17 protein-coding genes and 2 pseudogenes are annotated in these 21,865 nt (G+C 38.1%); 13 read left to right on the top strand and 6 right to left on the bottom strand.

Annotated features, from left to right (window positions below):
• Positions 1-2 precede the first annotated feature (2 nt).
• The 7 genes from walK (at position 3) to rlmH (ending at position 6,932) form a co-directional block, all read left to right on the top strand.
• Entirely contained in the window at positions 3-1,910 is a 1,908-nt protein-coding gene (gene walK / locus ACN6NE_RS10880) for a cell wall metabolism sensor histidine kinase WalK (RefSeq protein ID WP_129705578.1), read from the top strand.
• Positions 1,901-3,268: a YycH family regulatory protein gene (locus ACN6NE_RS10875; protein WP_028409756.1), complete on the top strand. Its 1,368-nt coding sequence runs from the start codon at positions 1,901-1,903 to the stop codon at positions 3,266-3,268. The genes walK and ACN6NE_RS10875 overlap by 10 nt, the downstream gene beginning before the upstream one ends.
• On the top strand, positions 3,255-4,034 hold the full coding sequence (locus ACN6NE_RS10870; RefSeq protein WP_116074943.1) for a two-component system regulatory protein YycI: 780 nt from the start codon (positions 3,255-3,257) through the stop codon (positions 4,032-4,034). The genes ACN6NE_RS10875 and ACN6NE_RS10870 overlap by 14 nt, the downstream gene beginning before the upstream one ends.
• Before the next feature lie 18 nt (positions 4,035-4,052).
• Entirely contained in the window at positions 4,053-4,847 is a 795-nt protein-coding gene (locus ACN6NE_RS10865; protein ID WP_014457688.1) for an MBL fold metallo-hydrolase, read from the top strand.
• Between the two features lie 57 nt (positions 4,848-4,904).
• Positions 4,905-6,137: a S1C family serine protease gene (locus ACN6NE_RS10860; RefSeq protein WP_129705576.1), complete on the top strand. Its 1,233-nt coding sequence runs from the start codon at positions 4,905-4,907 to the stop codon at positions 6,135-6,137.
• Between the two features lie 73 nt (positions 6,138-6,210).
• Positions 6,211-6,369 (top strand): CxxH/CxxC protein, encoded by a 159-nt coding sequence (locus ACN6NE_RS10855; RefSeq protein ID WP_129705574.1) that lies wholly within the window; start codon positions 6,211-6,213, stop codon positions 6,367-6,369.
• A gap of 83 nt (positions 6,370-6,452) precedes the next feature.
• Positions 6,453-6,932: a 23S rRNA (pseudouridine(1915)-N(3))-methyltransferase RlmH gene (gene rlmH, locus ACN6NE_RS10850; RefSeq protein ID WP_129705572.1), complete on the top strand. Its 480-nt coding sequence runs from the start codon at positions 6,453-6,455 to the stop codon at positions 6,930-6,932.
• 169 nt (positions 6,933-7,101) lie between these two features.
• Here the strand turns inward: rlmH and ACN6NE_RS10845 are convergent, their stop codons facing one another.
• On the bottom strand, positions 7,102-8,100 hold the full coding sequence (locus ACN6NE_RS10845) for a tRNA dihydrouridine synthase (protein ID WP_014457691.1): 999 nt from the start codon (positions 8,098-8,100) through the stop codon (positions 7,102-7,104).
• Positions 8,101-8,397: 297 nt separating this feature from the next.
• On the opposite strand from ACN6NE_RS10845, the gene ACN6NE_RS10840 reads away from it, so the two are divergent.
• Positions 8,398-9,201 carry a phospholipase D-like domain-containing protein gene (locus ACN6NE_RS10840; RefSeq protein WP_240702567.1) on the top strand — a complete coding sequence of 268 codons (804 nt, stop codon included), beginning with the start codon at positions 8,398-8,400 and terminating at the stop codon, positions 9,199-9,201.
• Here ACN6NE_RS10840 and ACN6NE_RS10835 read toward each other — a convergent pair.
• Positions 9,089-9,652: pseudogene (locus tag ACN6NE_RS10835) on the bottom strand (alkaline phosphatase PhoX); the annotation flags it as partial. The gene ACN6NE_RS10840 and the pseudogene ACN6NE_RS10835 sit on opposite strands and share 113 nt — an antisense overlap.
• Before the next feature lie 1,037 nt (positions 9,653-10,689).
• On the opposite strand from ACN6NE_RS10835, the gene ACN6NE_RS10830 reads away from it, so the two are divergent.
• The gene (locus tag ACN6NE_RS10830) at positions 10,690-11,532 is read left to right on the top strand and encodes a PepSY domain-containing protein (protein ID WP_474325320.1); all 843 of its coding nucleotides are present in this window, start codon (positions 10,690-10,692) and stop codon (positions 11,530-11,532) included.
• Positions 11,533-11,573: 41 nt separating this feature from the next.
• Here the strand turns inward: ACN6NE_RS10830 and ACN6NE_RS10825 are convergent, their stop codons facing one another.
• Both ACN6NE_RS10825 and ACN6NE_RS10820 read right to left on the bottom strand, forming a co-directional pair.
• On the bottom strand, positions 11,574-13,019 hold the full coding sequence (locus ACN6NE_RS10825; protein ID WP_129705568.1) for a sensor histidine kinase: 1,446 nt from the start codon (positions 13,017-13,019) through the stop codon (positions 11,574-11,576).
• Complete coding sequence (locus ACN6NE_RS10820; protein ID WP_057244909.1) at positions 13,016-13,699, bottom strand: response regulator transcription factor; 684 nt, start codon at positions 13,697-13,699, stop codon at positions 13,016-13,018. Before ACN6NE_RS10820 ends, ACN6NE_RS10825 begins: the two co-directional genes overlap by 4 nt.
• 233 nt (positions 13,700-13,932) lie before the next feature.
• Here ACN6NE_RS10820 and ACN6NE_RS10815 point away from each other — a divergent pair, with 233 nt between their 5' ends.
• The 3 genes from ACN6NE_RS10815 to ACN6NE_RS10805 all read left to right on the top strand — a co-directional run bounded on the left by ACN6NE_RS10815 (position 13,933) and on the right by ACN6NE_RS10805 (position 18,075).
• Positions 13,933-14,970, top strand: a complete 1,038-nt coding sequence (locus ACN6NE_RS10815; RefSeq protein ID WP_474325319.1) for a PepSY domain-containing protein — start codon at positions 13,933-13,935, stop codon at positions 14,968-14,970.
• 192 nt (positions 14,971-15,162) lie between these two features.
• The gene (locus tag ACN6NE_RS10810) at positions 15,163-16,362 is read left to right on the top strand and encodes a class I SAM-dependent rRNA methyltransferase (protein WP_474325318.1); all 1,200 of its coding nucleotides are present in this window, start codon (positions 15,163-15,165) and stop codon (positions 16,360-16,362) included.
• A gap of 279 nt (positions 16,363-16,641) precedes the next feature.
• The gene (locus ACN6NE_RS10805) at positions 16,642-18,075 is read left to right on the top strand and encodes an anion permease (RefSeq protein ID WP_129705565.1); all 1,434 of its coding nucleotides are present in this window, start codon (positions 16,642-16,644) and stop codon (positions 18,073-18,075) included.
• 29 nt (positions 18,076-18,104) lie between these two features.
• On the opposite strand, the gene ACN6NE_RS10800 is transcribed toward ACN6NE_RS10805, so the two are convergent.
• Positions 18,105-19,556: an alpha-amylase gene (locus tag ACN6NE_RS10800; protein ID WP_129705564.1), complete on the bottom strand. Its 1,452-nt coding sequence runs from the start codon at positions 19,554-19,556 to the stop codon at positions 18,105-18,107.
• 280 nt (positions 19,557-19,836) lie between these two features.
• On the opposite strand from ACN6NE_RS10800, the pseudogene ACN6NE_RS10795 reads away from it, so the two are divergent.
• Positions 19,837-19,995, top strand: a pseudogene (locus ACN6NE_RS10795) (ATP-binding protein); the annotation flags it as partial.
• Between the two features lie 326 nt (positions 19,996-20,321).
• Here the strand turns inward: ACN6NE_RS10795 and katA are convergent.
• Positions 20,322-21,782 carry a catalase KatA gene (katA, locus tag ACN6NE_RS10790; protein WP_129705562.1) on the bottom strand — a complete coding sequence of 487 codons (1,461 nt, stop codon included), beginning with the start codon at positions 21,780-21,782 and terminating at the stop codon, positions 20,322-20,324.
• Positions 21,783-21,865: the final 83 nt, after the last annotated feature.

Raw genomic sequence — 21,865 nt, 5'->3', positions numbered from 1 at the left:
AGATGAAGAAAGTAAGGCTCCTGCAATCTATTCATTTAAAGTTTGTATTGATTTATGTGCTGCTCATTTTAATTGCGATGCAAATTATTGGGGTCTATTTTGCACGACAATTAGAAAAAGAATTAGTTAACAACTTTCGAACGTCTCTTCAAGAGCGGACAGACTTGCTGACGTATAATATTGGACAAGAAATGGTGAAAAATCGCGATGATGATTCACCTACTCTTGAGGAAGACTTAAAGACTATTTTACGAGATTTTGCTTCAAGACCCAATTTAGCTTCAAATGATATGAATGACATCTCTGAAGTAAGAGTCATTGACCAAAATAGAAGAATCATTGCTACATCGAACTCAAATCCTCAACAGATCATAGGTAAAAAAACTAATGATTTAGCGATTACAAATGCGTTGTTAGCAGGAACGAACTCTGATAATGTATTTGTTGATCAAAGCGGACAGCGAATCAGAGTTATGATACAGCCTATTCGTTTACAGGATAAAGTAGGTGCCAGTCAATCAAATTCAACTAATAAAAATGGAAAAGTTCAGTCTAGCGAAGAAATCTTAGGTGCTATTTACTTAACAGCTTCCATGGAGCCTGTTTACGATCAAATGAGTAATATCAATCAGATCTTTAAGGCAGGTACGGTGATTGCTCTTTTTATTACAGCTATTTTAGGCGTGTTTTTAGCTCAGACGATTACTCGTCCAATGTCTGAAATGAGAAAACAAGCACTTGAGATGGCCAAAGGGAATTTTACGAGAAAAGCTAAGGTATACGGGTATGATGAAATTGGTCAGCTAGCTCTCACATTCAACAACTTAACAAGAAAGCTTCAAGAAGCACAGGCAACTACAGAAGGGGAGCGCCGTAAGCTTAGTTCGGTATTAGCTCACATGACGGACGGCGTTATTGCCACGGATCGAAAGGGAAGAGTAATTTTAATTAATGATCCAGCTGCAGCTATGCTAAATGTTTCACGTGAAACGGTTTTGTCTGATCCAGTTGTTTCCCTATTAGATCTTGAAGAAACGCATACGTTTGAAAGCTTGCTCGCTAATCAAGAGTCATTAATTTTGGACTTTAGTACAAAATCGGATCCCTTTATTTTAAGAGCTACCATTTCCGCTATTCAAAAAGAGACCGGTTTTATTAATGGGATTATCATTGTCTTGCATGATATTACAGAGCAGGAGAAAATTGATCAAGATCGCCGAGAATTTGTAGCGAATGTTTCACATGAATTGCGTACGCCGTTAACAACGATGCGCAGTTATTTAGATGCGCTTGCAGAAGGAGCGTGGAAAGATAAGGAATTAGCTCCAACATTTTTAAATGTAACGCAAACGGAAACAGAACGAATGATTCGTCTCGTTAACGACTTGCTTCAATTATCTAAGCTAGATAGCCAAGACTACCGATTTAGTCGTGACCCAATCAATTTTGTGAAGTTCTATCATTACATCATTGATCGCTTTGAAATGACAATTGAACAAGGTATTTCGTTCGTGCGCGACTTGCCAAATGAAGCAATCTATGTCGCTATCGATCAAGATAAAATTACACAAGTATTAGATAACATTATTTCCAATGCAATAAAATATTCGCCTGAAGGCGGAACCATTACATTTTCAATTGCTCAGCATACGCATGAAATTGTTGTGAGCATTAAAGACCAAGGTATGGGAATTCCAAAATCAAATTTAGCTAAAATTTTCGAACGCTTCTATCGTGTAGATAAAGCACGAACGCGTAAATTAGGTGGAACAGGATTAGGGCTTGCTATTGCCAAGGAAATTATTGAAGCACATGATGGACGTATTTGGGCAGATAGTCAGGAAGGAAAAGGAACAACGATTTACTTTACTCTTCCGATTGAAAGTGAGAATGATGACGAATGGGAATGAGATATGAACATATCAAAACGGCTATCTTAGTTGTTCTCGTCGCTTCCAGTTTAATTATGACGTATCATATATGGACGTATCAGCCTTCTTATAAGGTCATTTCAAAAAATCAACATTTGCAGGAAGTTGAAGTGAGTTCAAAAAGTAAAATAGAAGATCATATTCTTCCAACAGAAGTTCTCTATCATCGAAACGATAATCACTACATGTCTCACGACGAAGATGATGTAAACAAATGGGTAAATGAAATGAAAAAGTGGAAATTTTCGAATGTGACGGACGTTTCGGATGCTATTTCTCCTGATGGATTTTTAAATTATGTCCATGGAAGTAATTCTATTGAAGTGTTGTATCCAGACGCGCTACCTTTGAAAACATTTCAACAGCTTTTTTCATTTTCTCAAACGTCTTTGCCTAATCAAACATTTGACCGTGTACTCATTAAAATTAAGCGTACACCTTCCTTTTTCGTGAGCGTGTATCTTGTGAATTATGAGCAAAAAAAGATTTATTCGGTTACAGTTAAGAATTTGGCCAAAGATGATATCAAAGAATTAGAAGATAAAATGAAACGTACGTATGCCCCGAGCTTTGTATATAAAGAAAACAAAAATCGGTATATCTTCCTTCCGGAAAATAATATCACGATGAATAGTGAAGTCTACTATACGAGCATGAGGCATTTAGATATTGAAAAATATAAAGAAGCGCTTTTTAACAACCCAGACTATGCACGGAAGGAAACGTCTACAAACCGAGATGTCTACACCGAAGGTACAAAAGTGATTAATGTTAATACGAAGACAGACGTGATGGAATATGTGAATCTTGTAAATTCCACAACCGAAGTAATGGAAGATTATAATTTAATAAATCGCAGCTTTAGCTTCGTTAATGACCACGGCGGCTGGACGGAATCTAATTACAGGTTCAACAGCTGGAATCGTATTACAAAAGAAATTAGCTATCGTTATTATAAAGATAACTATCCAGTTTACAGCAATCAGGGAATGACTGAAATATATCAGAGATGGGGAAATGCGGAGATTTTAAATTACCGTCGTCCTCTTTATCGTTTTGTAAGAGTACAGGATTCGAGTGTAGAAAAGCTGCAGTCATCTCAAAAGGTGATTCAATTAATTGAAAAACACCAAAACTTTGACCCGAATCTGTTAAAAGATATTTCAATAGGCTATCAGCTAGAAGAAGTGTCACAGCAGCCGAAAACCGGTGAAAAGACGGTTGAGTTTAATTCTAATTCTGTCAAACTCGTTCCTTCTTGGTTCTATTATTATAATAGCAAATGGTATCGAATTGCACCGCCGACCGAAGGAGGCGATAACGATGGATTGGAATAGAACAAAAACCATCTTTATTTTCACTTTCTTGATTCTTAATATTTACTTAGGCTATCAGATTTTTAAAACTCACCAAGAAGATCAGTACTCTCTATTTGTAGAGTCGAGCGTTGAAGAACAATTAACGAGTGAAGGCATTGAATATAAACATTTACCTACAGATGTGAAGGAAGCTTCGTCGTTAAATGCCAAAAGCAAACTGTTTAAAGATGAAGATTTAAAAAAGCTTAAAGAACAAAAAGCAGCGCTGCTTGAGGAAAAAACAATTCGAAGCGTATTAGACAAACCTTTTTCAGTGCCTGAAAAAAATACAAAAGCAAAGCTAAGTCAATTTCTAAAACGATATGTGCTCTCGGGTGAAGATTATGAGCTATGGAATGTTAATAAAGAGAAAAAAACAGTTACATTCTTTCAACAATATAAGAAGCACAAAATCTATGACAATGAAAATGGCATGATTATTGCTCATTTAAATGATAAAGGTGAAATTGTTTCATATGAACAAACGATGCTAGGTTCTGTGAAAACGTTGGATGATGAGCAGGATGTTTTGTCTCCTTTAAAAGCATTAGAAAATTTGTTTTTGAAGGATGAATTGAAAAAGAAAGATAAAGTGACAGACGTAGAGTTTGGATACTATACGTTTGATCTGCCGTTATTAAATTCTCAAGTTTTAGCACCAACTTGGCACATTGTTGTAAATGGAGATACGAGTTATTTTGTAAATGCCTTTGAAGGGCAGATTATTAAAAAAGGAAATAAATAAGTATTTGGAGTGAGATAAATGAGCCTGCATTTCAGCGTGCTAGCGAGTGGAAGCACAGGAAATGCGATTTTAGTAAGTGATGGAGAACATTCCTTACTAGTTGATGCAGGGCTGAGCGGAAAACAAATGGAAGCTCTATTTCAACAAGTAAATCGCAATATCCCGGATTTATCAGGAATTTTAGTGACTCATGAACATAGTGACCATATTAAAGGACTAGGTGTTCTGGCACGTAAATATAAGCTCCCTATTTTCGCAAATGAAAAAACGTGGAACGCAATGGATGGCTTAATCGGCAACATTGATACGGAACAGAAGTTTCACTTTGAAATTGGCCAAACGAAATCGTTTGGTCAATTGGAAGTGGAGTCTTTTGGCGTTTCGCATGATGCTGCAGAGCCTATGTTTTATGTATTTCATCAAGGATCTAAAAAATTAACCCTTATTACGGATACCGGCTATGTAAGTGACCGCATGAAAGGTACGATTAAAAATAGCGATATGTACGTATTTGAAAGCAATCATGACGTTGAAATGCTGAGAATGGGGCGCTACCCTTGGAGCATTAAAAGACGAATTCTAAGCGACGTGGGACATGTATCAAATGAAGATGCGGCTCTTGCAATGGCAGATGTGATTGGAGATCAAACCAAACGCATTTACTTAGCGCATTTGAGTCAAGACAATAACATGAAGGAAATTGCCCGCATGTCTGTTGCGCAAGTGTTACAACAAAAAGACATCAATGTAGAGGACAATATTCTCCTATGTGATACAGATCCAAAAAGACCAACTGATATTGTTTATGTATAGTCTCTAGAAAGGAAGCGAAAAATAACTTCATTTAGTACGTGAATGCAGACATTCACGATGATAAATGAAGGGTTCGGTGATAGTGTGGAACATTATGATGAAGGCCAAGAGCCAAATAGTCGGCCGCCTAAACGCCGCAGAGGATATTTCGCTTCTGCTCTGATTGGAGCAATTATAGGTGCACTTATTGTACTGCTTCTTATGCCAGCCTTGGTGAGAAACGGGATTTTGCCAGATGGATGGATGACGGATGAAAATAGAGATGAACAAACAGGATCTACCATTCAAAAGTCAGTATCTCTTGACGTTACTACGGCCGTCACAAAAGCTGTTTCTGAAGCCAATGCAGCAGTTGTAGGAGTTGTAAACATTCAGAACTCTGAAAGCTTTTGGAATGATGAACGAACTGATGCTGGGACGGGCTCAGGTGTTATTTACAAAAAGCAAGGCAATAAAGCTTATATAGTGACAAACTATCATGTCATTAAAGGCGCTAACGAAATTGAAGTGAGCTTCAGTAACGGTACAAGGGTATCGGCTAAAATTCTTGGCAGCGATGATTTAATGGACCTAGCAGTTCTTGAAATTGATGCAGGCCACGTGACAAAAGTGGCTACCTTCGGAAATTCTGATAAGCTTAAAGCTGGTGAACCAGTGATTGCTATCGGAAACCCGCTAGGCCTTCAATTTTCTGGCTCTGTTACACAAGGAGTTGTCTCAGGGGTTAACCGTGTCATTCCTCAAGATTTGAATGGCGATGGAAACCCTGATTGGCAATCAGAAGTTATTCAAACAGATGCCGCCATTAACCCTGGTAATAGCGGGGGTGCTCTTGTTAATATTGATGGTGAATTAATCGGTATTAATTCCATGAAAATTGCCCAAGAAGCAGTAGAAGGCATTGGTCTTGCGATTCCAATCAACATGGCTAGACCCATTATTAATGACTTAGAACGATATGGTGAAGTCAGACGTCCGTATCTTGGAGTTAGTACACTATCATTAAGTGAGGTATCAGGGTATCATTTAAAAGAAACCCTTAAGTTACCGCATGATGTAGTAAACGGAGTCGCTGTTCTAAAAGTCGAGCCAGGTTCGCCAGCCGCTAAAGCCGGATTAAAGGAATACGATGTGATTGTTGAGTTAGATCACAGCAAAGTAAGGGACATTGCGACACTTCGCAAACACCTCTACATTGAAAAAGAAATTGGCGATAAAATGAACGTAACGTTCTATCGCAATGGCAAAAAGAAATCCACAGAAGTAAAATTAACGCGTCAAATGAAGTGAAAGAAAAGTTATCCACAGGGGATAAACTCCTGTGGTTTTTTAATGAAAAGAATAGAGAAAGGAAGATAAATACATGAAGATATATTGCTGTTTAGAACATACAGAACTAGCGCTGGATGTAATGGTAGATGAGATTGAGCTAGCGCCGGTTTTTGAAAAAATAGAAAATTCCACTGGCGAAAAAAGCTGTGAATATTGTGACAATGAAGCTGTATATGTAGTAGGAAACTAATATTCTTATACAAAATGTGGATATAGCATGTGGATATGTGGATAATATCTGTGGATAAGAGATAAAGGAGAGGAGAATAGCCTGTGAATATCTCTATTATAACCATTGGGAAGCTAAAAGAAAAATACTTAAAACAAGGTATTCAAGAATATTTAAAGCGTTTATCAAGCTATGCAAAATTAGAAATTATTGAGCTTGCAGATGAAAAAGCGCCAGAAAACTTAAGTGAATCTGAAATGGAACAGGTGAAACAAAAAGAAGGAGAGCGCATCTTAGCGAAAATCTCAGACGATACTCACGTTATCGCATTAGCTATTAACGGAAAGCAAAAATCTTCCGAAGAACTCGCAAAAGAAATTGATTCATTAGCTACCTACGGAAAAAGCAAAATAGCATTTGTCATTGGTGGGTCGCTTGGTTTAAGCAGCGAAGTAATGAAACGCTCAAACGCTGCCCTTTCTTTTTCAAAGATGACGTTTCCTCATCAGCTTATGCGCCTAGTATTAGTAGAACAGATTTACCGAGCTTTTCGTATTATTCGAAATGAACCTTATCATAAATAGAACGTGTGGATATTTTTTCATTAAAAGCTGAGGCAGAAGGAAATGTAAAACCTTCTGCCTCAGCTTTTATCATATGTGGATAAATAGCACACGTCTATAAAAAAGAACAAGAGGTTCTTCTCTCCGATAAAATGTTAGAACAATTGAGTTTAAGCAAACGAGATCTTATTTAAGAAACGGAAAAACCTTCGTCTTCTTTCACTCCAGCTCTGTCTTTAAACTCATCAAGCAAAGCACGCACTTCGTCAGTCGTTTCCGTGCTCATGAGTAGATTTCTTAATTCACTTGCACCGCGGAATCCGCGAACATAAATTTTGAAAAAGCGTCGAAGCGGTTTGAAAGGGCGCGGCTCTAATTCTTCAGAATACTTGTCATGAAGATCTAGCTGCAGGCGAAGAAGTTCTAATAGCTCTTCGCTTGTGTGCTCTTTCTTTTCTTTTTCAAACGCAAACGGATTATGGAAAATTCCGCGTCCAATCATGATTCCATCAACACCGTACTTTTCAGCAAGTTCAAGACCTTTCTGGCGGTCAGGAATATCACCGTTAATTGTTAGTAGCGTATGAGGCGCAATTTCGTCACGAAGCTTCTTGATCTCCGGAATTAACTCCCAGTGCGCGTCAACATCGCTCATTTCTTTTTTCGTACGAAGGTGAATAGAAAGGTTCACGATATCCTGTTCTAAAATGTGCTTAAGCCAGTCGTACCACTCGTCAACTTGCGTATAGCCAAGACGAGTCTTTACGCTTACTGGAAGCCCTCCAGCTTTGGCTGCCTGGATAATCTCAGCCGCAGTATCTGGACGGCGAATCAGACCAGAACCTTTTCCGTTTCCTGCAACGTTCTGCACAGGACAGCCCATATTAATATCAATGCCGCGAAATCCCATTTCGGCCATGCCGATACTCATTTGACGGAAGTATTCAGGCTTGTCTCCCCAAATGTGCGCAACGATTGGCTGTTCATCATCTGTAAACGTCAAACGTCCTTTTACGCTATCTTTTCCTTTCGGATGGCAGTAGCTTTCCGTATTTGTAAACTCTGTAAAAAATACGTCAGGTCGTGCTGCTTCGGTCACAACATGGCGAAAAACGACATCCGTCACAGCTTCCATCGGTGCCAAAATAAAAAACGGACGCGGCAACTCATGCCAAAAATTATCTTTCATCTTATATCTAAACCCTTTCTTTTAGGGAAAACATATTCCCAAAATTAAAAAGTGTAATTTCTTTTATCAGGTTGAATGCCAGTATAAACTTCAACCAATATATACTTTAATGGTATGGAACGAAAAGTGCAAGGGAACGAGACATTTTGTTTTGACGGAAAACCATACCATAAATAAAAAGTATTAAAAAGACCTCTAAGTCTAACTTTGACATTTTTTAATTAACCAACCCTATTGATCCCTTCTTTCCGAACCTCTAAACTAAAACTAACAGTTTAATGGAAAAAGGTGGAGTCAGTGAATAATCGGTTACTAGTCAATTCAAAAAACACCAGTCTCTTGCATGAGATTGTGACGTCTTTAAAGGAATGTAAAAGCTTTTATTTTAGCGTGGCTTTTATTAATTTTAGCGGGCTTCAGCTTCTTTTAGATCCTTTGAAGGAAGCAGCTAGTCGGGGCGTGAAAGGGCGTATTATCAAGTCGACTTATTTGAACTTTACAGAAGTAAAGGCATTAGAGAAAATTAAGAACTTTAATCATATTGACCTTAAAGTGTTTAGTGAAGTCGAAGAGAAGGGGTTTCATACAAAGGTTTATATTTTTGAGTATGAAAATGATTATAAAGTGATTATAGGTTCGGCGAATATAACGCAAAGCGCTTTAAAAAGCAATATTGAGTGGAATATGGAAGTTGTGTCAAAGGGTGAGTCACGCTTTGTTCAAGACGTACTCAAGGAATATGAGTATTTGTGGGAGATCAGTGATGATGCGACGAGTGAGTTTTACAGTCATGACGGTCTAAAGCGCAAAACGCTCGGATTCTGTGCAAGTGTTGAGCATGCAGAGTATATGGAAGAAGAATTTAATAAGCGAGGCTATAAAAGTGAGGTTTTACACGGTGATCACTCGATTCCCCATCGCCAAGCATGTATTAAGCGTTTAGAAAACGATAACGATGAACTAGAAGTGATTTTTTCTGTTGATATTTTTAATGAAGATGTCGACATTCCATCAGTGAATTCGGTGTTGATGCTTTTTCCGTGCCAGGCTTTACTTTTAAATATTCAACTTTTTTACTTGCAGCGGTTTTCACAGCTTTAAATCCTTTTGTAGGCTGGTCAGCTGTTTCAAAAATATCACTAAATTTTGTGCCTTTGTCGATTAATGTTTTCACTTCATTGTCTGTTGCATGGCCAAGCTTAATCCACTGAAGGTCGCCTTTACCTCCATTGTTCGTACTCGTTTGTTTGAATTTTGCCGCATAAAGCGTTCCTGCTGAGAAGTCTTTCTCCTTATCTGCTACATACATAAACATCATGGTATTAGATCCATCGTCTCCAAAAAGAGCAGTTTTATTATCTGGAAGTACCTGCATCATTTCGTGTAAAAAACAACCTGTGCTGTAATGTTTTACGACGGACGCATTGCCGCTTTCATCCACTGAAATTTCTGGAATCCAGCCGTAGTAGTATGGATTTGCTTTTGATGTGTCACCGAAATAAAGCTTAGCGAAGTTCGTGACGTCTTTATACGAGCTAGATGAAGGGTCTTCAAAAGCACGTGCATCAGGCTCGTATTCTTCTGAACCAAGGTGAGTACCCCAATCCGTTGTAGAGCATTACACGGCGTCCATAAACCATTTATATTGGAAAAATCAATTTTTTTAGCATGGTTGACGGTTAGTTTTCCTGTTTTATCATCTCGGTCAACTTGTGTAAGCGTCATTGAAGCAGGAAGACCGGAAATCTCTTTTCCAGCATTATTAACAGATTCATATTCATAATGTGAAATAATATAAGACTTACCGTTGATGGTGATAAAGCTGTTTGAATCCGGTGCGTCTGATACGTACGGTGAGGGCTTATCAGGAACGCTTCGGTCAATAATTGGATCCCCGTTTGCATCGATCGGTGTACCTGCGGCGATTAATTCCCCTTTATTATCGACAATTTTATCTTTTGAAAGAAAGAGCTGGTTATAGTTAAGCGGCGTTTCTTCAACGCTTCCATCTTTATATGTTACTTTGACAGATGCCTCTGTATACGTTTTAATCATATTTTCAATCGTAGTAGGTACTTTCATTGGCTGAAACTCGACGCTTTTGATTTGTTTTGGATGTTGAACTGGATGATGCTCTGCTGCAAAAGCAGAAGCGGCGCTAGAAGCTAAGAGAGTGAGAGATAGTCCAAGAGATACTCATTTTTTCATGGTTGATAACCTCCAAATTGTATTCATACACTTATTAAATCATTTGATTGTTGAGGAAATATAAAGAGAAGCGCTGGATTTGTTGAGCTGTTGTTAAGAACGTTGAACATTTATATGACAAGTTTAACTAGAAGTTATTCAGCTATCTTTCAGAATTTGTTCAGATAGCATTCAGCTGGGCTTCACAGTGAATTCATGTTCCGCTCTTACAATAAACACATAGCTAAAGGCGACAAGAAGCGCTTTGGCTCGTACAGCAAAAGTGAAAGGTATTTTAGCAGAAAAAAACGTTACTCCAATAGCGCTATTTTGATAAATGACCGCTGCTAAAAACTTTAGCTTGTGCTGTAAATACATTGGAAATTACGCGGAGGTATAATCATGATTGGAAAAGTATTAGCAGGAAAAGCAGTAGTAGCAAAAGCCGTGGGAGGTGCCACAATTGGAACAGCTATCGCTCTTGGTTCAATGACAAGCGCATTTGCTTCAGACGGCCAGCACATTACTTCAACAAAAGCGTCGGCTCATACCGAAACGGCGACATATACGCAAGCTCAAGCAAAAGCAATTGCCTTAAAGAACTGCGGAGGAACGGTTCAATCAGTTTCTTTTGAAAATAACGCCTATACATTTTTAATTCACGGACAAGATAATCAAGACCATCATGTGAAAGTAAATGCACACAGCGGAAAAGTGGTAAAGGTTGAAAAACTATCTTTTTCTCGAAGCGAGGCACAAGCAGTAGCGTTGAAAAACTGTGGAGGAACGGTTAAGTCGGTAGGCTTCAACGATGGAGTATATACGTTCTTAATTCACGGAAAAGATAGCCGTGATCACCACGTGAAAGTGAATGCACAAAGTGGAAAAGTGATTCAAATTCAAAGCGCTGCATTTACAAAAGCACAGATTCAAACGATTGCATTAAAAAATTGCAGCGGAACGATTCAATCAAGTTCATATGCAAATGATGTATACACATTTTTGATCCACGGAAAAGACAACAAAGATCACCATGTGAAAGTAAACGCTGAAACTGGAAAAGTAATCAAAGTCGAAGCGGTAAAGTTTACACAAGAACAAGCTAAACAAGCTGCTCTTCAACAGCACAAAGGAACGGTTCAATCTGTTTCGTTCAGTGAACAAGCATACACGTTTGTGATCAAAGGAACAGACAATGTAAAACATACTGTAAAAATAAGCCCTCAAACAGGGAAAGTATGCTGATTTGATAAAAAAGACGATTGCTTTACAGCAATCGTCTTTTTTTACGTTAAGGGTAATACAATTTCAAAAGCAGTTCCTACATTCAATTTGCTTTTTACACGTATTTTCCCCCCGTGCAGCCCTATAATAGATGCGCTGATGGCTAAACCTAAACCTGCTCCTCCGTATGCTCGAGAGCGTGAAGCATCAGCCTTGTAAAATCGCTCAAATAAATGAGCAAGGTGTTCTTGAGGAATGCCGTGACCGTTATCTTGTATTGTTAATGAAAGTTCTTTCTCGTTTACTTTTCCTATCACTTGAATAACTCCTGTAGTTGGATTTGTATGCTGTACTGCGTTGGAAAATAAGTTTAAAACAACTTGTTTAAATTGATCTTTGTTAATGTCTGATGGTAAAGGGCTTGGGAAGTCGAATAAAACTTTTCTGTTCCCGGCCAATAGCATTAATTGAGGCTTCATATCTAAAATCAATTCATCTACAAAACAGCACTCTTTTTGAAAGGGCGGAAGTTGATCAAGCTGAGCAAGAAGCAGAAGATCCTGAATCAGTTTGCGCAGTCTTTTGGACTCCCCATACATGCTTTTTAATGCGTCGTTTAATTGTTCTGGATTACTGCTAGCCCCTCTTAGTAAAACTTCTAAAAAGCCATGAATGGATGTAAGCGGCGTTCGCAGTTCATGAGAAGCATCCGCCACAAAGCGCCGCATTTGTTCTTTGGCCTCTGTTTCAGCTTTAAATGCTTCTTCAAGACGCTCAAGCATTTCGTTAATAGAAAGAGAAAGGCGATCCATTTCGATTTGTCCTTGATTAACAGGCAAGCGGTCATGTAAGCTTCCTGCATTAATATGCTCCACTTTTTTAGTAATAGTAAACAAAGGGATTAACGTCTGCTTTAAAACAGAAGAAAAAACAAAAAAAGCAATGGTCATTGCAGTAAGTGAAAGCATTAAAAAGATCATCATTTGTCTGATTAATAGGTCTCTTAGTGATTCTGTTGGAGTATTGATTTGAATAACTCCCTGGATTTCTCCGTCAAAGACAATAGGTTTTAAAACAATGACTTGCTCTTGATGACCATCGATTTTTTTTATGAGGCTCATCATGTTGTCCGGCTGTTTGATGTTTTTCATTACTTGTTTGTATGTAGATGCAGAAAGCTTAGGAAAGTAAGAATGATGTGGATCCTTAGCCAGCCGTAAAAATGTGCTTTTTTGATTGATAAAGGTAATATTAACACCCGGGAAATAAACCATGGGTTTTGATCTTTTTACATTCTGGCTTGTTTCAATATCATGCTTCCAGACATCATCGGGAATCAAGTGAATTTGGTCTTTGATGCTTCTAATTTTATTCGTGTAAATAAATTGCTTCATGAACACGTATTGAAACAAGCCTATCAGTATCAGTAAACTCAAAATAACAAGCAAACTTCTGAATAAGAGCTGAAGGCGAAGAGAGTTCAGCGGAAAGAACCGTTTGTACTTCATGAAATATCAATCCGATACCCTACACCGCGAAGCGTTCGAATAACGGTTCGGCTATGGTCCTGTAATTTTTCTCTCAGTGATCGAATGTATACTTCTACAATGTTTTCTTCTCCTCCAAAATCATATCCCCACACTCGATCTAAAATGGTGGATTTACTTAGTACGAGACCGTGATTAATAACCAAGAATTTTAAGAGTGCATATTCAGTAGGGGATAAATCAAGTATGTGATTAAGGTATTTAATTTCTTTGCGGCGGTCATCAATTTTAAATGGACCGATTGATACTTCGTCTAATAAGTTGGGAAATTGATTGCGGATTCTAGCTTGAATGCGCGCAAGAAGTTCTTCAAAACTGAAAGGTTTGACCATATAATCATCTGCTCCAATAGTCAGCCCTTTTACCCGGTCGTCTACTTGATCTTTTGCTGTTAGCATGATGACAGCTATATTCCCCATTTTCTTCAACAAGCGGCATACTTCAAATCCATCCATGCCTGGAAGCATAACATCTACAATAGCGATATGAGGCTTGAATTCTTTGGCTATATTAATTCCTTCAATTCCGTCTTGGGCAGCTTTGATATCAAATCCTTCATTCGTTAAACCTAAAGATAAAAACTGTAAAATAGTTGGTTCGTCATCTATAAGCAAGACTTTAATTCCTTTTAGTTGTTCCATCATGGTGAAAACTCCTTTGCTCCTCTACTTTCTATTATGCTTTTTTATCTGAAACAGCACTGAATAATAGCTGAAAGCAAGCTGAAAAATAGTAGCTATTCTTATATCTTCAGCTAACTTTAAGCTTCTATTCGTCTTATTCTCAGAAATCTTTTGCATAATGAACGGCGTACTAGATAAAACACCATAAATTAGACGGAAAGTCTAATGGTGAAAGAGGAGGAAATTTAAGGATGATTAAATGGGCAAAAGTATTGTCTACATCTGCTTTAGGAACTGCAATTGCATTTAGCTCTATTACGACGAGTCACGCTGCAGAAATGAAGACAGTGAAAGCAGAAACAACTGAACATTTGAGTATCTCGCAAGCTCAGGCAAAAGGTATTGCTCTGCAAGATTGCGAAGGGACGGTCACATCTACGGAATTTAAGCAGGAATCAAGTGTGTATGTAATTACAATTGTAACGAATAACCTGGAGCAAAGAATCGTAGAAGTAAATGCAAGTACTGGAAAAGTAGTAAACAAACAAGAAGTGAAGTTATGGACACAAAATCAAGTGAAAGAATCTGTTTCTAAGCAGTATAAAGGCGTTATTCAATCTATTACATTTAACAAAGAAACGCGTGAATATACGTTAACCGTAGTAAATGGCAAATTAGAATATACGTTAACCATGGACGGTCTAACCGGAAAAGTCATTCATGAGAATAAAAAAGAGCTGCAGCTAATGTCAGAGCAAAAAATAAAAGAAGCAATTGTTAAACAATATAGTGGTTACGTATATAGTCTAGAGTTTAAAGAATCCGCTAGTCAGTATATTGCAGTGATTCTTAAAGATAGCACTCAATATACAGTAACGTTAGATGCTTTCACAGGAAAAGTAGTTAATACTTCTCAGCAAGCAGTGAAGCTATTAACGAGGCAAGATGCAAAAGATCTTGCATTGGCTACATATGCAGGTAAGGTGAGAATGGTAGAATATGATCAAAACGCAGCGATTTTCACAGTAAAAATAATCAAAGATAATACGGAATACACAGTTACAATCGATGCGGTTTCAGGTGAAATCACACATGTAAAACAAGATAAGCTTCAGCCGTTAACGGAGAACACTGTAAAAGTTCTTGCTTTAAAACATCAAGAAGGAAAAGTAAAGCATATTGAGCTTATAACAGAAAACTCAATAACTGTATACGTAGTAACCTTAGTGAGCGGAAGCAAGCAGCAGACGCTTAAGTTCGATGCTTATACGGGACAAGAGTGCTCATAATTTTTTATCTTAAAACATAAAACATACATTTCATTTTTCATTCATATCAAGCAGAGGGTGCTTCAAGGCATCCTCTGCTTTTCTATTTATAACTAGAAACGGGGCTGTTTATCTATGTTAAGATAAATGTAGATTATTGTTGTAAAATGGATAGAACTAGAATGAAATAAATTAAATAGATAGGGTGTACACATGAGAAAAGAAGTACAAGTTATAGCCAAAGAAGCTTTTATTAAAAAAGTGAACAAGGGTTATCCACTCATTGAAAAAGATGCGCTTGTTGATGGTCATAAACTGCAAGAAGAAGGGGTTATTATTAACTTAGTCACTCCGAAGAATCAATTTTTAGCCAAAGGCTATTATGGAAAACAAAACAAAGGCTACGGATGGATTCTTACGAAGAAGAAAAGTGAGCAAATTGACGCGGCGTTTTTTGCACGAAAAATTCAGCGAGCTATTTCATCTCGTCATGATTTTTATGCGTCTGAAGACACAACTGCTTTTCGCGTATTTAATAGTGAAGGTGACGGAATCGGCGGCTTGATTATTGATTATTATGACGGATATTACGTCATGAGTTGGTATAGTGAAGGAATTTATCAATTTAAAGAATACGTCATTGAAGCCTTAAAGTCTGCGCCTAACTTTAAAGGACTGTACCAGAAAAAACGTTTTAATGTCAAAGGAAAGTACATTGAAGAAGATGATTTTGTAGCAGGGGATAAAGGTGAATTCCCTTTAATTGTCAAAGAAAATGGTGTTCGTTTTGCCGTTTACTTAAATGACGGAGCGATGGTGGGAGTCTTTTTAGATCAGCGAGACGTCCGTAAAACGATTCGAGATAAATATGCAAAAGGAAAGACCGTGCTAAATATGTTTTCGTATACAGGCGCATTTTCAGTGGCGGCTGCTCTTGGAGGAGCTGTGAAAACAACAAGTGTCGATTTAGCCAATCGCAGCTTGGCAAAAACAATTGAGCAATTTAGTATAAATGGAATTGATCACGAAGCACAGGACATTATTGTAGAAGATGTTTTCAAGTATTTTAAATATGCGGTCAAGAAGAACATGACTTTCGATCTTGTGGTGCTAGATCCGCCAAGCTTTGCTAAGTCGAAAAAGCATACGTTCAGCGCGGCAAAAGACTACAAAGATTTATTAAAAGAAGCCATTGCGCTTACCAAGCCGAACGGTGTCATTGTGGCATCTACGAATGCAAGCAATTTTGATATGAAAAAATTCCATTCGTTTATTGAAAAAGCTTTTAATGAAAAAGGGGAACGGTACAAAATGATGGAGCAGTTCGCTCTTCCAGCTGATTTTAAAACAATAAAAGAATTTAAGTCAGGTAATTATTTAAAAGTCGTGTTTATTCAAAAAATAAATCGCTAAATGCAAGGCTGCATGATGAACTCATGCAGTTTATTTGTTTTTAATAAAATAACGCTTACAAGCTATTTTGAAGGGAACAAAATGAAGGCAAGAGATAAATATTGTCAATATATATGATAAAATAATAAAGGAATTATGCTCAACACTTCACAATTTTACAATATCATCCTTACGAAACGTATTTTTACAATTGTTTTATTTTAAATGGGATACGTATTGGGTACGAAGTGGAAAGAGCATACTACTACTATTATTTAAAAACATGAAAGGAGAAAGATTATGGCTGAAACAACAAAAAAGCCTGCCGGCGAAGTGAAATTTATTCCTTTATTAATTTGTCTGACAATCGGACTTGTTTTATGGTTTATTACACCTCCGTCCGGACTTGATGTGAAGGCTTGGCACTTATTCGCTATTTTTGTGGCTACTATCGTAGGGCTTATCATTAAACCATTGCCATTAGGCAGTGTAGCTATTTTATCTTTGACCATTATTGTATTAACTAATACATTAACACTTGAACAATCGCTCAGCGGTTTTCAAAATACGACGATTTGGTTAATCGTTATTGCATTCTTTATTTCTAGAGGTTTTATTAAGACTGGTCTAGGAACAAGGGTTGCCTATATCTTTGTTCGTTTGTTCGGTAAAAAGACGCTGGGATTATCGTATTCTCTTATCGTAAGTGACTTGCTTTTATCACCTGCAATGCCGTCTAATACAGCACGAGCTGGAGGAATTATTCTTCCAATTATTCGTTCTTTATCTGAAACATATGGATCGAGAACTGGAGACGGTACGGAGCGCAGAGTCGGTGCTTTCTTAACAAAAGTATCGTTTCAAGGAGATATGATCACATCCGCTATGTTTGTAACAGCAATGGCGGCCAATCCTCTTGCTGTTAAAATGACGGAACAAATTACAGGCAAGACTATTTCATGGGTTGGCTGGGCAGCGGCTGCAATTGTACCTGGAATTATTAGTTTAATTGTTATTCCGCTTGTTATTTATAAGCTGTATCCGCCAGAATTAAAAGAGACACCGGAAGCACCTGAAATTGCAGTGAAAAAATTAAGTGAAATGGGTCCACTAAAGAAAGAAGAATGGTACATGATTGGCGTATTTTTACTTCTTCTTGTGCTGTGGATTTTTGGAGCTAATTTAAATATTAATGCAACAACAACTGCTTTTATTGGTCTATGTACGCTGCTTTTAACGCAAGTATTAAGCTGGTCGGACATCAAAAAAGAACAGGGAGCATGGGATACATTAGTCTGGTTTGCTGTTTTAGTTATGATGGCAACCTTCTTAAATGATCTAGGCATGATTCCTTGGTTCAGTGATTTGATGAAAGGCACTGTTAGTCATATGTCTTGGATGACGGCGTTGATTGTACTAGCTGTTGCGTATTTTTATTCTCACTACTTTTTTGCAAGCAACACGGCTCACGTCAGCGCTATGTACGCAGCGTTTTTATCTGTCATCGTGGCCGCTGGTGCGCCTCCGTTACTGTCAGCATTAATTTTAGCGTTCTTTAGCAATTTATTTGGCTGTTTAACTCACTACGGCAGTGGACCGGCGCCGGTGTTCTTCGGTAGTGGATATGTAACGCAGCAAAAGTGGTGGTCGCTCGGGTTTTTAATTTCAATTATTCATATTATCATTTGGATTGGAATTGGCGGCTTGTGGTGGAAACTGCTAGGTCTATGGTAAAAAAAACAGTGGCGCAGGCCACTGTTTTTTTATGCTTCAGCCCAAACGGATACAGAGCCGCCATTTACAGGGAACTGTCCGTAGCCGTCTTCTTCAATCACAACTTGATCTTCGCGGTTATTTGTGAAGTCAATCCATGTTTGTCCGCTTCGGTGTTCGCCCACGAACATTCTCTTTTCGCCATCTTCGCCGTTTGACATCACCACAGCGCATCCAGACTTCTCAAATTCCTCTACACCATGCCTTACCCATCCAATGGTATTCGGGTGATCAAAATAATCGTCTTGCTGCCCGTATGCTTTGTCATAACGTGCATGCAAGAGAGCGGAAATATCTTTTTGTTTTCCTTCAATTGGGTGCTCTCCGCCTATCCCAAAATAGTCTCCGTAAAACACACAAGGATAGCCATCTTCACGAAGTAAAATTAGAGCGTAAGCACTTTGTTTGAACCAATCTTCTACCCAAGATTCTAAAGATTCATTTGGCTGAGAGTCATGGTTATCTACAAATGTGACAACATTCAAAGGGTGAGTCTTGACCAATGTATCATCAAAAATCGTGGTTAAATCAAAATCTCTTCCTTGCTGAGAGGCTTCATGCAGTTTATAGTGCAGCGATACGTCAAACAAATCGATTTGATAATCAATCACGTCTAGGAATTCCTGACAGGCTGTTAACTCTGGATTCCAAAACTCTCCCACAAAATAAAATGGCTTTTCTTGAGAAGAGGACAATTCGTGGGCAAACTCTTTAATAAAATCGTGGTTAATATGTTTAATGGCGTCTAATCGATAACCGTCGCACTGCAGGGTGTCTGCTAACCATTTTCCCCATTTGATCATTTCTTCTCGAACTTCAGGGTGATCGTAATCAATATTCGCAAACATTAAATAATCGTAGTTGCCAAACTCTTGATCGACATTTTCGTTCCAGCTTTTGTTTTCCCCGGCAATACGAAAAACGCCTTCTTTTCCATTTTTATCATCGTAATCAGTGCCGTTAAAATGATTAAAGTTCCATTTGAAAGAAGAATATTGATCGCCGCGCCCTTCAAACGTAAACTTTGTCCACCCTTCGATTTCGAAAGGTTCAGAAATCTCTTCTGTTCGGTTCATGGGATCTACTTCAATAACGTGGAACGTTTCTTTTTCATCTGCTGCAGCTTTATGATTCATCACAATATCCACATAGACATTAATTCCATGATTATGACAGGCATCAATCGCTTCATGCAGCTCTTGCTTGGTTCCATACTTTGTACGAACGGTTCCTTTTTGATCAAATTCGCCAAGATCGTATAAGTCGTAAACGCCGTAGCCATTATCCTCTGATGAAACACCTTTTGTAACCGGGGGAATCCACACGGAATCAATTCCTTGTTCTTTTAGTTGAGGAGCGAGCTCTTTGAGGCGTTGCCAATGCTCGCCATCAGCTGGCACATGCCATTCGAAAAATTGCATAATTGTATGATTCCGTTCCAAGTTAAATCATCCTCCTTTTAAATAAAAAGATATAATCGCTCACGGATAGTTCTTTAGAATCAAATGAGGAATTGATTATATTTTTTCTTTTAACGTTCCTGTTATCCCTATTCCTTAAACCTTTTTCAATATATGAAGCTTAAGAAAATCTTAAAATGTTTTCTTCTTTTTTCTTAAAAAATGCAGTTTACAGTAAAACCCATAGACGAAATGACCCATGATATACTTTTGAAAGGAGTGTTAGAAATCAATGAACGAATATGTGGTTTTAGTTGTAGGTGCTGAGCTGTTTGAACGATTTAAAAGAGGGGACACCTCAAGACAAACCGATGGCTGCGGACTTGGGTTAGCTATTGCTAAATCAATTGTTGATTTGCACGGAGGAGAACTGAAAATTGAAATTGACGGAGATTTATTTAAAGTAACGATTACTCTTTAATGTGAGTGAATATAAACAGCATATCTAGTAAAAAAAGAGAAGCAACCTCATTATGCTGGCTGCTTCTCTTTTTTTAGCGTTCTTAATTTTATTCCGCAACCGCAAAGCGTACTGTGCTTTAGTACCTTTATTTCTCTATGACACTGATTACATCTTATTTCTTGTCCAATCATTTCTTCATCCCTTCCTCTTTTCACAAGAATTTAAATAAGTATCCATATTTTATGGATACTTATTTAGTGATAAAATGTTAAACTAATTGAGAATAAAAGAGAATGTCTAATGAGAAAAATATCTATATTTTTTCATTTGGCAAACTGATAAATTTATTTTACTTGCTGCGGAACAGACAATCCTAAACCGTCTGCAATGCGTTTTCCGTACTCTGGATCCGCTTTGTAGAAGTGCTGAATTTGGCGCAGTTTAATTTCTTCTTTTTCTACAGGCTTCATAGCTTCAACGATGTTTGCAACTAGTCGTGTACGCTCGTCTTCGCTTAGAAGACGGTATAAATCGCCTGCTTGCGTGTAATGATCGTTATGATCATATGCGACACTATCGGCAACGCCTGAAACAGGGTATGCTGCTTGTTTGTTTTCATGAGATTCTGTCGGGCCGCCAAAGCTGTTTGGCTCATAGTAAACAGAGCGGCCGCCGTTATCGTCAAAGCGCATTTGACCGTCACGCTGATAGTTATTTACTTCATTGCGCGGGCGATTAATCGGTAGCGCTTGATGATTAGCGCCCACGCGGTAGCGATGTGCATCGCTATATGCGAATAGTCGACCTTGCAGCATTTTATCAGGTGATACGTCAATTCCCGGCACAAGCGTTCCAGGTGAGAATGTAGCTTGCTCCACTTCGGCAAAATAATTTTCTGGATTGCGGTCCAAGACCATGCGACCTACTTCAATTAACGGATAGTCTTTTTGTGACCAAACCTTTGTTACGTCAAACGGATCAAAGCGATACGTATCAGCGTCTTCTAATGGCATAATCTGAACGTACAGCTTCCATGAAGGGAAATCGCCTTTTTCAATGGCATTAAATAAATCTTCAGTATGATAATCTGGATTTTCACCAGCTAGCTTTGCGGCTACGTCTGGAGACAGATTTTTTACGCCTTGCTCTGTTTTAAAGTGATATTTTACCCAAACGCCATCTCCTTCGGCATTCACCCATTTAAATGTGTGACTGCCAAATCCATGCATATGGCGTAAAGTTGCCGGGATACCGCGGTCAGACATTAAAATAGAAACTTGATGCAAAGATTCAGGAGATAAAGACCAGAAATCCCAAACGGCCGTCGGGTTTTTCAAATGGGTGCGTGGATCGCGTTTTTGTGTATGAATAAAGTCAGGGAATTTAATCGCATCTCGGATGAAAAATACAGGTGTATTATTTCCGACTAAGTCGTAGTTTCCTTCTTCTGTATAAAACTTAACAGCAAATCCGCGAGGATCACGAACAGTATCTGCTGAGCCGTTTTCACCAGCTACTGTTGAAAAGCGAACAAATAGAGGCGTTCGTTTTCCTACTTCAGAAAGGAAAGCTGCTTTTGTATAGGTTGAAACATCGTTTGTCACTTCAAAATAGCCGTGGGCACCGGCGCCTTTTGCGTGTACAACGCGTTCAGGAACACGCTCTCGGTTAAAATGGGCTAATTTCTCTAAAAGGTGAACATCTTGAATTAAAGTAGGGCCGCGTGAACCAGCGGTCATTGAATTTTGATTATCTCCAACCGGAGCTCCCCAACTAGTCGTTAGGTTATTCTTATTTGTTGTCATCTTAGAACCACCTCTTATTTGAATTTTATTATGTTAGAAATAATAATAACATTTTTAAATAAAAAATCAATACTAAATTATAA

Source organism: Priestia sp. 53B2, from assembly GCF_056099005.1.
Note: the sequence above shows the minus strand (reverse complement) of the source record. Positions and strands in the feature narration are given on the sequence as shown.

Coding starts and splice junctions, on each gene's coding strand:
- ACN6NE_RS10810 (WP_474325318.1), top strand. CDS start 15,163: ATGAGAAAAGAAGTACAAGTTATAGCCAAAGAAGCTTTTATTAAAAAA.
- ACN6NE_RS10825 (WP_129705568.1), bottom strand. CDS start 13,019: ATGAAGTACAAACGGTTCTTTCCGCTGAACTCTCTTCGCCTTCAGCTC.
- ACN6NE_RS10805 (WP_129705565.1), top strand. CDS start 16,642: ATGGCTGAAACAACAAAAAAGCCTGCCGGCGAAGTGAAATTTATTCCT.
- walK (WP_129705578.1), top strand. CDS start 3: ATGAAGAAAGTAAGGCTCCTGCAATCTATTCATTTAAAGTTTGTATTG.
- ACN6NE_RS10845 (WP_014457691.1), bottom strand. CDS start 8,100: ATGAAAGATAATTTTTGGCATGAGTTGCCGCGTCCGTTTTTTATTTTG.
- ACN6NE_RS10820 (WP_057244909.1), bottom strand. CDS start 13,699: ATGGAACAACTAAAAGGAATTAAAGTCTTGCTTATAGATGACGAACCA.
- ACN6NE_RS10875 (WP_028409756.1), top strand. CDS start 1,901: ATGGGAATGAGATATGAACATATCAAAACGGCTATCTTAGTTGTTCTC.
- katA (WP_129705562.1), bottom strand. CDS start 21,782: ATGACAACAAATAAGAATAACCTAACGACTAGTTGGGGAGCTCCGGTT.
- ACN6NE_RS10865 (WP_014457688.1), top strand. CDS start 4,053: ATGAGCCTGCATTTCAGCGTGCTAGCGAGTGGAAGCACAGGAAATGCG.
- ACN6NE_RS10815 (WP_474325319.1), top strand. CDS start 13,933: ATGATTAAATGGGCAAAAGTATTGTCTACATCTGCTTTAGGAACTGCA.
- ACN6NE_RS10870 (WP_116074943.1), top strand. CDS start 3,255: ATGGATTGGAATAGAACAAAAACCATCTTTATTTTCACTTTCTTGATT.
- ACN6NE_RS10855 (WP_129705574.1), top strand. CDS start 6,211: ATGAAGATATATTGCTGTTTAGAACATACAGAACTAGCGCTGGATGTA.
- ACN6NE_RS10860 (WP_129705576.1), top strand. CDS start 4,905: ATGATAAATGAAGGGTTCGGTGATAGTGTGGAACATTATGATGAAGGC.
- ACN6NE_RS10830 (WP_474325320.1), top strand. CDS start 10,690: ATGATTGGAAAAGTATTAGCAGGAAAAGCAGTAGTAGCAAAAGCCGTG.